Genomic DNA, 13,823 nt, shown 5'->3' with positions numbered 1-13,823 from the left:
GATAGGCATAAAAGAAGACTGCTCCCGAAAAGAATGAAATATTTCATTCTTTTCGGGAGCAGTCTTCTTATTCTTCGTACACCCTCAGGGACTCGAACCCTGGACCCATTGATTAAGAGTCAATTGCTCTACCAGCTGAGCTAAGAGTGCATTAAAAATTTCCGTAGTGGATACGAGAATCGAACTCGTATTACATGCGTGAGAGGCATGTGTCCTAACCGTTAGACGAATCCACCGGCTGTTTGCGGAAGCGGGGGGATTCGAACCCCCGGTACAGTTACCCGTACGTCAGTTTAGCAAACTGGTGGTTTCAGCCACTCACCCACACTTCCTTAAACCTGCATTGTTTCTCAAATGCGGTGCAAATGTATGGGAAACTTTTGGACTATGCAAATCTTTCCATCATATTTTTTTCTGACTTTTTTCAGGAAAAGAGGTAATCTGTTAAAAGTCAAAAGCAAAGGTCGGAAAAAAAATAATTTATTTGACTCATATCAATTCTTCCCTCCCTCCCATTCCGTACCTTTGCGCGGTTTTTCATCACCGGATTTCAAACACATACGAAATGATACATCAGGAAAGCTTAAAAAAGCGACTTGCCAAACTCGCTGCCCCTATATTTATAGAGACCCTGCTCATCATGATGCTGGGTGCTGTAGATACTATTATGTTGAGCCGCCACTCAGATAGTAGCGTTGCCGCCGTAGGAGTGGTCAACCAGATCATCATGCTTACTTTCCTTATATTCGAGGTTATCAACCTTGGCACCTCTGTTCTTTGCTCCCAATACCTCGGTGCACGCCTGCAGAAGAAAGTAGTTCAGGTAGTCGGCGTATCCATCCTTGTGAATATAGTGATCGGCATCTCTGTCAGCTTATTCCTTTTTTCCTGTGCCGGACCGATACTACGCCTCATGGGACTCACTCCCGAACTGATGACAGACGGTATGGACTATATGCGCATCGTGGGTGCCTTCGCTTTCTTTCAAGCTATCTCCCTAACCCTGTCTGCTTCCCTACGCAGTGCCAACAAAGCCATCTACCCAATGCTGGTAACCGTCGTTGTCAACATACTTAATATCATAGGTAACTACTCCCTTATCTTCGGTCGCTTCGGCTTCCCGGAACTTGGTGTAGAAGGTGCTGCCATTTCCACAGCTTTCAGCCGCGGAGTTTCCATGGTACTACTATTCATTATCCTGTTCCGCAAGCATATCCACCGTTTCCCTGTCGCTTATTTCCGTCCATTCCCGTGGCCCGAGCTGAAGAACCTGATGAAAGTAGGCCTGCCCTCTGCCGGAGAGCAACTCTCTTACAGTTCATCGCAAGTAGTGATTACCTTTTTCATCAACATGCTGGGCGTCGAAGCACTGGCCACCCGTACCTACTGCGTCAACATTATCATGTTCGCCTACCTCTTCAGCATTGCCATGGCACAAGGAGGCGCCATCTGTATCGGTCACCTCATCGGAGAGGGAAAACCTCATGCTGCCTTCCTTATGGGAAAATACGTGATGAAGAAATCCGTAATGATCACCGTCATACTTTCCACGGTTCTGGCAGTCTTTGGAAACACCATTTTCCACTGGCTGACCTCCAACGAAGAGATCATCCGGCTGGGTACCACCATCCTCATCATCGACGTTATTCTCGAAATCGGACGCCCTATCAATATTTTTGCCACGAACGCCCTGCGTGCAGCCGGCGATGTCAACTATCCGTTCTACGTCGGACTGGTGGTTCAGTGGAGCATTGCCGTCGGACTGGGATACATCTTCGGTATTCCTTTGGAATGGGGTATCTGTGGCATGTGGGTTGCTTTCCTATTGGATGAAAATATCCGGGGAGCCATCTTCGTGCGACGCTGGTATAGCATGAAGTGGATGACAAAAGGGTTTGTTAAGATTTGATTTAAATCAAATCTTTCGTACCTTTGTGCCCGGAAACGGTTATAAATACCAGCGAACAATTATGGATACACTATTAAAAGAAACAGTTAATGCCACTGTGAACTCCCGTTATCCGGGTATGGCACCTGAGGGTAGAAAACTGATAGAAGATATTCTGATCCGCAAAGAGCTGGAAAAGGGTGAACTCTTATTCAAGGAAGGGCAAGTCTGCCACCACATGGTGTTTGTGGGTAAAGGCATGATGCGCCAGTTCTATTACAAAAACGGTAAAGACGTCACCGAGCACTTTTCCTACGAAGGCTGTGTCATCATCTGCATAGAAAGTACATTGAAGCAAGAACCTACCCGCCTGATGGCAGAAGCTCTGGAACCTTGCACAGTATACCTCCTCCCCTACGACAAATTCATGAGATTGACGGAAATCTCCTGGGAAATCAATATGTTCTACCGTAAGATACTGGAGTATTCACTCATCGTATCTCAAGTAAAAGCTGACTCCTGGCGGTTCGAAACAGCACGCGAACGCTACAATATGCTGATACATACCCATCCGGAGGTCATCAAACGGGCACCATTATCACATATCGCATCTTATTTGCTGATGACGCCCGAAACCCTCAGCCGGGTACGCTCGGGCATACTGTAAAAAAGCCAATATGAATCTACATTTTTTTGATTTATATCAAATCATATTCCCCAAGAACTCTCTAACTTTGCGCCATCAAAAGAGAAATAGAATTAGTTTTTATAAGGAAAGAGATTAGTTTTTAGGGTATAAATTAAAAAAGGAGGTAACAACGTATAGAGGTTGTTACCTCTTTTTTCGTTCACTCCACAAAATTCATTTAAAAAACATGTAGTAATGCAAACTTATTCATATATTTGTATTAATGGAAACGAAGCCACACGTAGCACTACTAAAAATAACGCTGTTGTTCACACTTATACTGGCGGGATGCCAGGGAAGTCCTGATAAAAAGACCCGCCTGCTGCAATTGCCACAGGAATTATTTCGGGATGGAGACATAGCTTTCAGAAGAGGAACAGGGATTACAAGTAGAGTAGTGCTGGCTGCAGACCGTGAAGGAACGTATTCGCATACCGGCATCCTGAAGAAGAAAGACGGACAATGGTATGTGATACATGCTGTGCCCGGCGAACCGGATTTCAAAGACGACCCGGATCGTGTAAAAATGGAAACTGTTGAAGTGTTTTTTGAAGAAAGAAAAGCTATTAACGGGGCCATTATGCGTATAGCGGAGGATTCTGCAAGCGCATACAGAGCAGCAGTACGGGCAGAACGGTTATATCATGCCCATGTATTATTCGACCATGATTATAACCTGGCAGATACAACGCGAATGTACTGTACAGAACTGGTTGATTTCGTATACAAAAAACAAGGAATAGACTTGCCTGAGGGACGTATCAGTCACGTGAATATTCCGGGATTCAAAGGAGATTATCTCCTGCCTAACGATATTGCACAGAGTAAGCGCCTCTGTTTGATATACTATTTTTAAATACACATTAATCATTTAAAAAAAAGCGTATGAAAAAGGTATTTTATTTTAGTCTGATGGTTATGGCTATGTTTATGATGGCAGCTTGCTCCTCTTCCAGTAGTCCGGGAGATGCGATGAAGAAGTATAGCAACTATCTTATCAAAGGTGACTATGAAAAGTTTGTAGATGGTATTGCTTTGGGTGACAGCGAAACTGCTGATAAACTGAAAGAGCAAAAAGCAGGATTTGTTGCCTTACTGAGAGATAAAGTGGGCAAAGAGTATGAAAAAATGGGTGGACTGAAAAGTATTGAGATTCTATCGGAAGAAATATCGGAAGATGGAAACACAGCAACTGTAAAAATAAAGCAAACCTACGGAAACGGAGAAACACAAGAAGGTACGCAATCGATGGTGAAAAGAGATGGTAAATGGCTAATGTCAATAGATAAGTAAGCTTTTCATCTCAGTATAAGCAACAAGGCGGTTCAGTTAAGAAAAGTATTTCTTACCGGACCGCCCATTTTATTTTACTTAGTAAAGTTCACCCTGCCCTACTTCCGTGAAGAGCTTGGCAAGCTTTTCGATAATAGGTTTCACATAGCGTTCACCTTTCTCAGCCGAAGCTTTCTTGGGGTTCCCTACCCCACTATCCACTGTAGCTTTATCCCAATGGCGCGGTGCCCAACCCACCTTTTCGTTCAATGAAGAAATAGCAAAAGGCTTAGAATCCCCATCACCTGCCTCATTCAGATTTACCAGCTCCGGATGATAGTGCATCATTACGGAAGTTTCCTGCTCACCGGCATGGTCATCTATTTCAGCTTCAAAATAACCTTTCGTGGGAACGAGGCTAAACCAGTCGGTAGCAATAATCAGGAAGTCCGGATAGCTAAAGGCAAGGTCGCGTATCATACCTTTGAAATTATTCCCGCCATGTCCACTGACAATAATCAGTTTACGCATACCCTGAGCATAAAGAGAAGCGACAATATCTTCCAAAATAGCCTGTTGGGTGGCATAACGGGTATGTATGCAGAAGGGAAGTTCACGCTGCCCGGGGTTGTGGGCACCGAATGGAACAGGAGGCATCACCATACAACGCACACCGGAACGTTCCAGTGCCAGCGTAGCAGCGTCTACAGCAATGTCATGGGGCAAAATGCAATCGGTGAGATACGGAAGATGTAAGTTATGAGGCTCTGTTGCGCCCCAGGGAAGTATAACGGCATCATACTTCACATCCTTCACTTTTCCATAGCAGGAAACAGCAAGGTCAATTTCTCTTTTTTCCATGTTTTCTTATTTTTGGGGGTATTTGATACCTGCAAAAATAAAGAATATTCCGACACTGTGTACTATTGCTTACGATATTCTTTCGGAGACATTCCGGTGTGATGCTTGAAATATTTGCCAAAGAAAGACTGGTTGGCAAAATGCAGTTCATCGGAGATTTCCTGAATACTCATTTCGGAAGATTTCAACAAAGCTTTAGCCTCCAGAATAACAAGACTGTCTATCCACTCTCCGGCAGTCTTTCCACTGACTTCTTTTACTGCTGTAGAAAGATGCTTGGCTGTCAGGAACATTTTGTCGGCATAATAGGCAACACTGCGTTCCTGTTTGTACGACTCTGTAATTGCACGGACAAAACGTTCAAAAAGATCCTCTTTCCTGCTTTTTACTTTTCTGACAGTAGGTTCATTGCCTTGATAGATGCTATATATCTCATAGAAAAGAGACAGTATCAATCCCTGAGTAATCTCTTTACGGAAAGGATTGTCTTTCAGTTTTACCTTCTTTTGGAGGAAAGAATAATACTCCTGCACAGCCTCCATTTGTTCCGGATTGAGGCGCACACAGGGCTGCTCTTTAATCATAAAAAACAGAGGGAATAACTGCTGTACCGTGGGGAGCACATCATCTATAAACTGACCGGAGACAACTATAAAAACACCGGTGAAATCATCCGAACGCTCCACCTGCTGCAAAATCTGTTCGGGCAAAGTAACCACAAGAACACCTTCGGTAAGTTCATATTCTTTCAGATTGATACGTATCTTGCAATGCCCTTTCATACAGAGTGTCAGACAAGACGCATTCAGGCGTGTAGGATAACCGAACAAAGGGATATCTCCTATATTGTCGAATATGGCAAAATCATTCCCAATAAAATCCATTGCCGGAAAACGGCGAATAGTTGCAATATCTACGTTCTTTATATTTTTCATCTCCCTTTCTTATTTGCGTGGCAAACTTAAGCAATATTTCGCTGAAAACCGTCCGAAATATCCTAAAAAAAAGAAAAAGGGAACATTTCTACTAGAAAGGGCTTATGAAATTATGCTCTTGCAATAAATTCATAAGCCCATGCAATAATTTTGCAAACACTTGCAATATTAAATTTAGACCTCAGCCTAATTCATAAATTTAAAGCCGATAAAGAATGTCCTTGGTTGCGTTGGTCCGTAAAAATAACCGGAATCACGGAACTCACCTTTATCCAGGTCTTTCTGGAAGCTGTTGAAGATATTCTGTACACCGGCATTGAGTTGCAACTTGATGTGATCACGCAAAACAAAGGTATAATTTAACTTCAGATTAAGATCAAAGAAATCAGGAGTATTCTCCATACGGTCTTTCTCAATATTGCAAAACGCACCTTCCGGGGCATCCACCGGAGCATAGTGAGGAACGATCATCTTTCCGGTATAGATACCTGACAAAGAGAAATCGAAATTCTTCAACGGTGCGGAAGAGAAAGTGAAATAGCCATAATAATCCGGTGTACGCATCATGCGTTTGGTAGTTAATTCTTCACCATTCACTTTGGTCCAGACTTCGGCATCCGTATAACGGCTGCGTTGTGCTGTAAAACCTAACTGGAACTGTGCTTCTTTGCCATGGGCCAGCTTGGCATCCAGATTGACACCATATACCCGTGCACCACTACCATTACGACGTTCTTTGATCTCATCACCGTTATCATCCTTACCGATATCTTCCAATACGAACACATGGCGTAGATCAGTATAAAAACCTTCCAACAAAATATTCGCTTGCCAATGTCCGAGATGTGTACTCCAGTCCACAGAACCACTATAACTATTGGAACGCTCTTCACGGAGGTTATCAGCCAATTTAATCTGAACTCCTTCACCACCTACAGCTGTCACATGCAAATCTTCATCATAAGCTTGCGGTGCACGGAAACCGGTAGAATACGTCAAACGTGCCTGGAAATCCTCAGTCGGTTTATAAAGGAAATTGATACGCGGGCTGAAAATCAACTTGTCTATCAGGTTGTGCTTATCGAGGCGGGCACCCACCAGCATAGTGAGTTGACGCATCTTCCATTCATTCTGAACAAAGGCACTGGCTATGCGTACATCCTGCTTCATATCACGATGATAACCAGTCATAACATCATGCAGGGAGTTATTCTGATATTCAAGGCCACCGGTAAAAGTAGCAGGAGCAAAGAAACAGTTGTTCATATTGCCTACATACATGCCACCGGCTACCCAGGTCAGATCATCCGTCTTACCATAAGCATTCATGTCCTGTTGCGCTCCATAATAACTGTTTCTATCCGTATGCTGAATAGAACCATAAAGAGAAATCTTATGCTTATATTCACGCCAGAATAAATCGTAGCTGGCACCACCACTATTAATAATGTGCTTGGTTTGCTCCGTAATATCCGACTCATGCGGTTGCAGATCAAATTTATTACCACCACGACGGAACTCATTAGTAGTATGGTATTCCAGATTGATACGACTGAAGTGCGTAGGGCGATAGTAAGCACGGAAACCGAAAGTATTCATATTCAGTTTACCAAGTTCGGAGAAACCATCATCATCACGGTCATAAGGGTTACGGTTACGATAGCTTTCATACAGGGCTATACCGTAAGAGTTATCTTTTGCAACCAGGGAGACGTTACCACCCATATATTGTTCCCACGATTTTCCATCCATGCACGAAAACATGCTCGATACCTGGAAAGAGTTACTGATAGGGTCTTTAGTAATGATATTGATAGTACCGCCTACCGCATTCGCCCCGAACAGAGCAGAACCACCGCCACGCACTACCTCCACACGCTCTATCATATTCACGGGAATCTGTTCCAGTCCATATACTCCGCTGAGGGCACTGATGATAGGACGACTATTTATTAATATCTGAGAATAGGGACCTTCCAGGCCATTGATACGTACTTGTGGAAAACCACAGTTCTGACAATTGTTCTCCACACGCAGACCAGACTGGTAGTTCAGTGTTTTTGCCAAATCTGTAGAATTGACCATTTCAAAGAGCTTGGCACTCATCACATTGACAACTACCGGAGCTTCCTTACGGCTCACTTCATTACGATTGGCAGATACCACTACCTCATCCGTCATGAAACTCTCTTCCTGCATCTGGAAATGTATGACTGCAGTGAAGTCTTTACTGACAGTTACCTCTTTTTCCTGCGTCTTATAACCTACTGCTGATACGCGAAGCGTGTATTTCCCGACAGGAAGTTTACGGAATTCGAACTGCCCTTCTTCATTAGAGACTGTTCCCTGACCGCTTTCTTTGATTAATATAGTTGCATAGGGTATATTTTCTTCTGTTCCTTTCACTATCACGTGACCGGAAATCATGTTGCCTTCCTTTATAGGATTTACGGCATAGAGGCTGATGCAAACCATAGTAAGCACCAACGCAAGTATATGTTTTTTCATTAATTTGCGCTCAAAAATGTATGTATTGAAAAATTAAATAAAGGATCATTTATGCCGCGAGCGCCGGCGGAGCACGAAGAGAAACGATCTGCCCCGACTCTCCCTTCACCAGGGATATTAGTTTTTCTGCTTCCAGCACAGCCAGAAGTATCCGCATGGGGTGCAGTTCTTCATATACATCAACCTCCGGAGATTGGAAAGTTGACAAACGACCTATAACGACAAGTTCACTTTTAGAGTGCGTGTGCTTACCGTGAAATGGATGCGAGTGGGTAATCAGCACTCCATTGACGTAATGGACATGAGTAAAGGCTGTAATACTTGTCTGATATGCCACAAACAGCACCAACAAGCATACAGCCCCTATAATTCTCTTTATCTTTTTATTCACGTCCCTACAGTCTATTAAAAATTGCGACTGCAAAGATAGTGATTATTTTTCCACTTTTCCAAACAAGTACTCATAATCCCGTTTAGCTGCAGGCTCCACCCATTCTTCCGGAATAAACTTCCATTGCCCCAACGCATGTGGTTCAATCACACCTTTCTTCTCTATATATTGCATCAGGTAATAACGCAAGTCTTTATCTGTAGAGAACAGGATACGGTCTTTCAATTCATCCTGAGAAATACCGGAGCCTTTAGTCAATAATTCTCCTCCACCATTACCACGGTAGGAATTCAGTGCTACTTTATACATTTTATCCAAAGAGAAAGGAGTTCCATCCGCCATACTGGTTATAGTCACCTTTTCTCCCTTGGATTTCGTTACATCCACCGTATAAATGATACCGGCAGCCGAATCAAAATTGAAACTGAAGTTCTTGAATGAAGCACGATCCGTTGCTCCTTCACGACGCTTCTCACGAAGCAGCAACAAATGGTCATCAGGAGATTTCATCTGGTTTGTCCATAAAGCATATGACATCTCCAATGCATCTTTTATCTCCTTACCGGACAATTTCATAGTATAAAGCATATTTTCATACTTATACAGATTGAACATATCGCTTACAAATACATCACCCTTGCTGATCTTGGTATCATACGACAGAGGAGCAGCAAAAGAAATTTCCGCATTCGTGATTTCAAGTTGCAACATATGGATTAGATCAATAAAAGCCGAAGAGCCGAAATAGGCAGGGCGTGTAGAAATCGTTTCAGTGAAACTACCTATCTTCTTGGACACAAAATTCTGAACATCACTAAATTGTGGAGCAAAATGAGTCATAAAATCCTTATTTGCAGTATAGTTCTTCATTTCAGTCAGCACTCCGTCGATATGTTTCTCGGCTACTTTTCCCTTACGCAATTTCAAAGTAACATCTGCATTCGCCACAACCACTCCCTTGCTTGCAGGGTTCATAATCAGTACAGAGTCTCCCGCTACATTTTTAATCTTCTTCAACTCACGGGCATGATCGTGTCCCATCAAAACAATATCAAAACCAGGAACGTTACGGGCCACTTCCAGTGAAGCATTCTCACGATATTTACCTCCCATCAACAGAGCATCTTGTCCGGCATGGAAAATTCCGATTACTAAATCCGGATTCTCTTTTTCACGGATAATCTTCATCCATTTGCGGGCTGTCTCTTCCATATCATCAAAGCGCAGACCTTTCCACAAGTTTTCCGACAACCACACAGGAATAGCAGGAGTAATCATTCCCAGCACTACAATCTTAACACCATCCCGTTCCAATACTTCATAAGGCTTGAAGTGCGTTTTCCCCGTAGCCGTATCAATGATATTAGCACCTAAAACAGGGAATTTGCAATCATCTGCCCAACGGTCGAACACAGCACGTCCCGTTTCTACATCATGATTTCCCATGTTACCGGTATTATACTTCATGTAATTCAATACTTCGGCAGCCAGATGCGGAGAAATGGTATCAATATAATTATAATAGTAAGCACAAGGCTGACCTTGCAGAATATCTCCATTATCCAATAACAGCAGGTTATCCTTATAAGTCTCACGTTCCTTCTGAACAAACTCATACACACGCGCCAGACTTCCCCCTGCCTCATGTCGAAGTATAAAGTCATAAGGATAATAGTTACCATGTATATCGCTGGTTTCTATAATTTTCAGCTTTACTATTTTATCCTGAGCCAACACGGCTCCTGTCAGGAAGAATATCCACCCTAAGAAAAAGTAAAATCTCTTCATAGTAATTATTTATTTGGTTGTTCTATCTCAAATGGATGCGTAAATACGAATCTTGCTCCATCTGTATATCCGGGATCTACCCAGATCTCTCCTCCCCACTTCTCTACAGTCAGTTTACAGATAGATAAGCCCAATCCTGTGCCTTGCACATACTCATTCAGTTTCTCAAACCGTTCAAATACCAGTTTCTGTTTTTCCAACGGAATACCTGTACCGGTATCTGATACAGAAAAAGTAGCTACTCTCTTCTCTTCATCTACTTCCAGCTTTAATGTGATCTTACCGTTTCTGGTGAACTTATCGGCATTGGAGAGTAAGTTTATAATAACCTGTTGCAAACGCTGGGTATCCGTCCGCAAATCCACACTCTCACGATCACATTCAAAAATATACTTATTTTCCGACTTACGAGCCTGACTGACGGAAGCTAATACCTGCTGACACAGTGGTACTACATCACACTTCTCAATTGTAAACGTAACCCTATCTGCCTCCAGACGCGAAACATCCAGAATATCATTGATCAGGCGAAGCAATAAGTCCGAATTTGTTTTAATAATATCGACATATCCCTGCTGTTCATCCACCGAAGTACCTCCTGAAGCCAATACATCGGAGAATCCTACAATCGCATTCAACGGCGTACGGATTTCATGGCTCATATTAGCAAGGAAAGCACTCTTCAGACGGCTTGACTCTTCCGCACGGTCTTTCGCTTCTCTCAAAGCACTCTCCGACTCTTCCAGTTCATCTTTCAGTTTCTTGGTATGATAGTAGAAGTACAGAGAAATAAACAATCCACTCAGCAATACGACCAAGATAGTACCAACGGTCCAGATATGATATTTATATTGTTCGTAAAACGATGGATTTTCATTGACCATTTCTATAGGCTGATGAATGAAAGACAGATCCAAACGCTTATCTTTCACAATCTTGCTATCCATCTGCACCTTATTCGGAATTACCTCTACTTCCACCCGGTCGCTGTCCGGTCCCTGCAACAAACGAACTGCCTGATGCGCCATATCCTTACCCAATGCCCGGTAAGAAGGGATCACTCCACCTACGGCCCAATAGCCTATACCTACAGAAGTTATAGAAAAAGTAGGAACATCACCGGCAGCCTCCATCATCGTATAAGTCGCATTGCGCATAAAGTATCCGTCATACATATCTACGCGCCAGGTACCCAGTAACAATGCTGTATTGGGAGGCAATTCATGTAATTTATCGCTTATGGTATAAATCGTATTCGTTCGTCCGTCCAGCAGAATAAGGTTCAGTTCCGGGTGTTTTTTCATCTCTTCCACTACATGTGCCTGCAGAGAAACACCTCCATAACTATTATCGGAAACAAAAGCAATATTCCTGGTTTTCGGATACAACTTCTTTATCAGATTAATATTGGCTTCTACATCATATTCATAAACGAATCCGGCTTTCACTGAAGAATTAGGGAAGTCATTAAAGAAATCCACTGCATTAGGCATCCATGTTTTCAGATCGACTGAATCATCCGGAAGAATAATGGCATTACGGCTTGCCAGTGCAGCCAGCACCGGAACATTTCCACGTATGGAATCTGCTTGTGATAAATAAGCTGTCCAAGCCTCCTGACCAATCAGCACAAGTAGTACAGGCGAACGTTTTCCCCGGTATTTAGCAAGAAGTTCCTCCATTTTATTTTTCCATAAAGGAGCTTCAGAGAAACTTTTGCAGTTCATGTTTTCCAGAGCTATCGGAGCCTTTCCTCCCAGTCGCTCAAATTCTTCCATAAAATCGTAAATATTTCCAGAAGTTTGTCGTGCGTCCGGATTATACGAACTGATAATCAATACCGGGTGTTCTCCAGTCACCGCAAAGGCCGATGAAAGCCCAATGTGGGATATCAGTAAGAAAAGCAGAAAGCTATATATTATTTTCCTAAATAAGCCCATTCAGTGAATATAGAATTGTTTCGGCAAATATACAATAAAGTTATAAGAATAGAAAAATAGTTGTAGAATTTAAACTATAATAATACAGCGGGCAGTAAGACATAGTTCATCAAACTATATTCTTACTGCCCGCTTTCAGAATTTATAATATTTTTATCCGTAAGTGTTCTGTGAAGATATTGCCAGATATAAACAAAGAAAACAGCCCACAGGGAGCTGTTTTCTGACATTAATATATAATCAATTGATATTAAACCTTTTGATGTAAGATAAAGTACTTCTTCATAAACCATATATAGATAAAGCTAAGCAATAAAATTACACCCAGCAAGAATATATAACCATAGTTTAAACATCCTATATATCCAATTATTATTATTGCTTGTACCACCATATAAATCAACGAAACCACAACATGAGGCATCTTCAATTCGTTCGCCATCAACTGATACATATGTTTGCGATGAGGTAAACCAATGTTTTCATGAAGCATCAAGCGATGAATGATAGTAAGAACGCTATCGACACCATAAACGGACAACAGGATAATCCAGCTGAAATCTTCTGTTTTAATAATGAGTCTCCCTATCAGAAAAAGAAGAATAAAGGCGATACTCACAGAACCGACATCACCGGCAAAGCACTTCGCCTTTTTACGGAAATTAAAGAAACAAAATACGAATACAGAGCAAAGGACGGTATAAATCAAAGCGGGTTCAACAAAAGTGATTATCTTAGAATTTATATAAGCTAATGCACCTAGAATAACCAATGAATAGCCACCGGTAATGCCGTTGATACCATCCATGAAATTATAAGCATTAATAATACCTGTGCAAACTATCAATGCAATAATTATCCACCACCATGAAAGAGAAAATAGATCCCATTGGTAAAACATCAAAGCCATAGCGGTAAAGTGAAACACTAACCGAAAGCCTTGAGAAGTGGAACGAATGTCATCCACAAAACTGATAAAGGTAATTAGGGTCAATGCCAACATGAACCAGGGATATTCCCATTCATTACTCAAGAAATAAGCCAAAGCACCAAAATAGAAAATGATTCCGCCACCACGCAAAGTAATCCGGGTATGGGAACTTCTCTCATTAGGCTTATCGATGATATTGTACTTATCAGCTATTCTAAAATAAAAAAGTTCTGCCAGAAATAGCAGAACCAATATAATCAGGTAATACATAACCGTACTTGCCCCTTTAATTTTTAATTATTAATTCTTAATTTGAAAACGATTTTATCGTTTTCATAATCCCATTAGCAGCACGAACAGGCATTTGTTCAATGCCAAGTGCTGCTTTAATCTTCTCATTACTCACCACATAATTCTCTGTCAGTTTCCGCAAACGTTCAGTATTCAGCGGCAGATGAAGTAAAGTTCCTAAGCCTGCACAACCTTCCATCATCTTCCGGTTCATCTTCCAGATGTGAGGTGTTTTACCCATAGCCTCACACATGAGAGCAATTAATTCATTTGTAGATAGGGTTTCGTCATCACCCATATGATAAATACCACTCGCTACATTCTTCGTCA

The 13,823-nt window shown here is 42.1% G+C and carries 11 protein-coding genes, 3 tRNA genes and 1 pseudogene; 4 read left to right on the top strand and 11 right to left on the bottom strand.

Annotated features, from left to right (window positions below):
• Positions 1–77: 77 nt before the first annotated feature.
• The 3 genes from DWW10_RS24120 to DWW10_RS24110 all read right to left on the bottom strand — a co-directional run bounded on the left by DWW10_RS24120 (position 78) and on the right by DWW10_RS24110 (position 332).
• Positions 78–150: transfer RNA gene (locus tag DWW10_RS24120), tRNA-Lys, on the bottom strand.
• A 14-nt stretch (positions 151–164) separates the two neighbouring features.
• Positions 165–236, bottom strand: a tRNA-Glu gene (locus DWW10_RS24115).
• Between the two features lie 9 nt (positions 237–245).
• Positions 246–332 (bottom strand) — tRNA-Ser (locus DWW10_RS24110).
• A 233-nt stretch (positions 333–565) separates the two neighbouring features.
• Here DWW10_RS24110 and DWW10_RS24105 point away from each other — a divergent pair.
• The 4 genes from DWW10_RS24105 (at position 566) to DWW10_RS24090 (ending at position 3,869) form a co-directional block, all read left to right on the top strand.
• Positions 566–1,909 carry an MATE family efflux transporter gene (locus DWW10_RS24105; RefSeq protein WP_022394109.1) on the top strand — a complete coding sequence of 448 codons (1,344 nt, stop codon included), beginning with the start codon at positions 566–568 and terminating at the stop codon, positions 1,907–1,909.
• A 61-nt stretch (positions 1,910–1,970) separates the two neighbouring features.
• Entirely contained in the window at positions 1,971–2,555 is a 585-nt protein-coding gene (locus DWW10_RS24100) for a Crp/Fnr family transcriptional regulator (protein WP_022394108.1), read from the top strand.
• A gap of 244 nt (positions 2,556–2,799) precedes the next feature.
• Positions 2,800–3,432 carry a YiiX/YebB-like N1pC/P60 family cysteine hydrolase gene (locus tag DWW10_RS24095; RefSeq protein ID WP_118422397.1) on the top strand — a complete coding sequence of 211 codons (633 nt, stop codon included), beginning with the start codon at positions 2,800–2,802 and terminating at the stop codon, positions 3,430–3,432.
• Between the two features lie 29 nt (positions 3,433–3,461).
• The gene (locus DWW10_RS24090) at positions 3,462–3,869 is read left to right on the top strand and encodes a DUF4878 domain-containing protein (protein WP_022394105.1); all 408 of its coding nucleotides are present in this window, start codon (positions 3,462–3,464) and stop codon (positions 3,867–3,869) included.
• Positions 3,870–3,947: 78 nt separating this feature from the next.
• On the opposite strand, the gene DWW10_RS24085 is transcribed toward DWW10_RS24090, so the two are convergent.
• The 8 genes and pseudogenes from DWW10_RS24085 to DWW10_RS24050 form a co-directional block, all read right to left on the bottom strand.
• The gene (locus tag DWW10_RS24085) at positions 3,948–4,709 is read right to left on the bottom strand and encodes a creatininase family protein (RefSeq protein WP_022394104.1); all 762 of its coding nucleotides are present in this window, start codon (positions 4,707–4,709) and stop codon (positions 3,948–3,950) included.
• Positions 4,710–4,771: 62 nt separating this feature from the next.
• Entirely contained in the window at positions 4,772–5,644 is an 873-nt protein-coding gene (locus tag DWW10_RS24080) for an AraC family transcriptional regulator (RefSeq protein ID WP_022394103.1), read from the bottom strand.
• Between the two features lie 186 nt (positions 5,645–5,830).
• A complete protein-coding gene (locus DWW10_RS24075; RefSeq protein WP_022394102.1) occupies positions 5,831–8,152 on the bottom strand; it encodes a TonB-dependent receptor in 2,322 nt (773 codons plus the stop codon).
• Between the two features lie 49 nt (positions 8,153–8,201).
• Positions 8,202–8,543 (bottom strand): hypothetical protein, encoded by a 342-nt coding sequence (locus DWW10_RS24070; RefSeq protein WP_118422403.1) that lies wholly within the window; start codon positions 8,541–8,543, stop codon positions 8,202–8,204.
• A gap of 42 nt (positions 8,544–8,585) precedes the next feature.
• Complete coding sequence (locus DWW10_RS24065) at positions 8,586–10,331, bottom strand: bifunctional metallophosphatase/5'-nucleotidase (RefSeq protein ID WP_118422398.1); 1,746 nt, start codon at positions 10,329–10,331, stop codon at positions 8,586–8,588.
• 5 nt (positions 10,332–10,336) lie between these two features.
• Positions 10,337–12,271 (bottom strand): sensor histidine kinase, encoded by a 1,935-nt coding sequence (locus DWW10_RS24060; protein ID WP_118422399.1) that lies wholly within the window; start codon positions 12,269–12,271, stop codon positions 10,337–10,339.
• Between the two features lie 250 nt (positions 12,272–12,521).
• A complete protein-coding gene (locus DWW10_RS24055) occupies positions 12,522–13,472 on the bottom strand; it encodes an MraY family glycosyltransferase (RefSeq protein WP_118422400.1) in 951 nt (316 codons plus the stop codon).
• Between the two features lie 37 nt (positions 13,473–13,509).
• Positions 13,510–13,823 (bottom strand): annotated as a pseudogene (locus DWW10_RS24050) (NAD-dependent epimerase/dehydratase family protein); the annotation flags it as partial.

The sequence above is a fragment of the Bacteroides intestinalis genome (genome assembly GCF_003464595.1).
Taxonomy (GTDB): Bacteria; Bacteroidota; Bacteroidia; order Bacteroidales; family Bacteroidaceae; genus Bacteroides; species Bacteroides intestinalis_A.
Note: the sequence above shows the minus strand (reverse complement) of the source record. Positions and strands in the feature narration are given on the sequence as shown.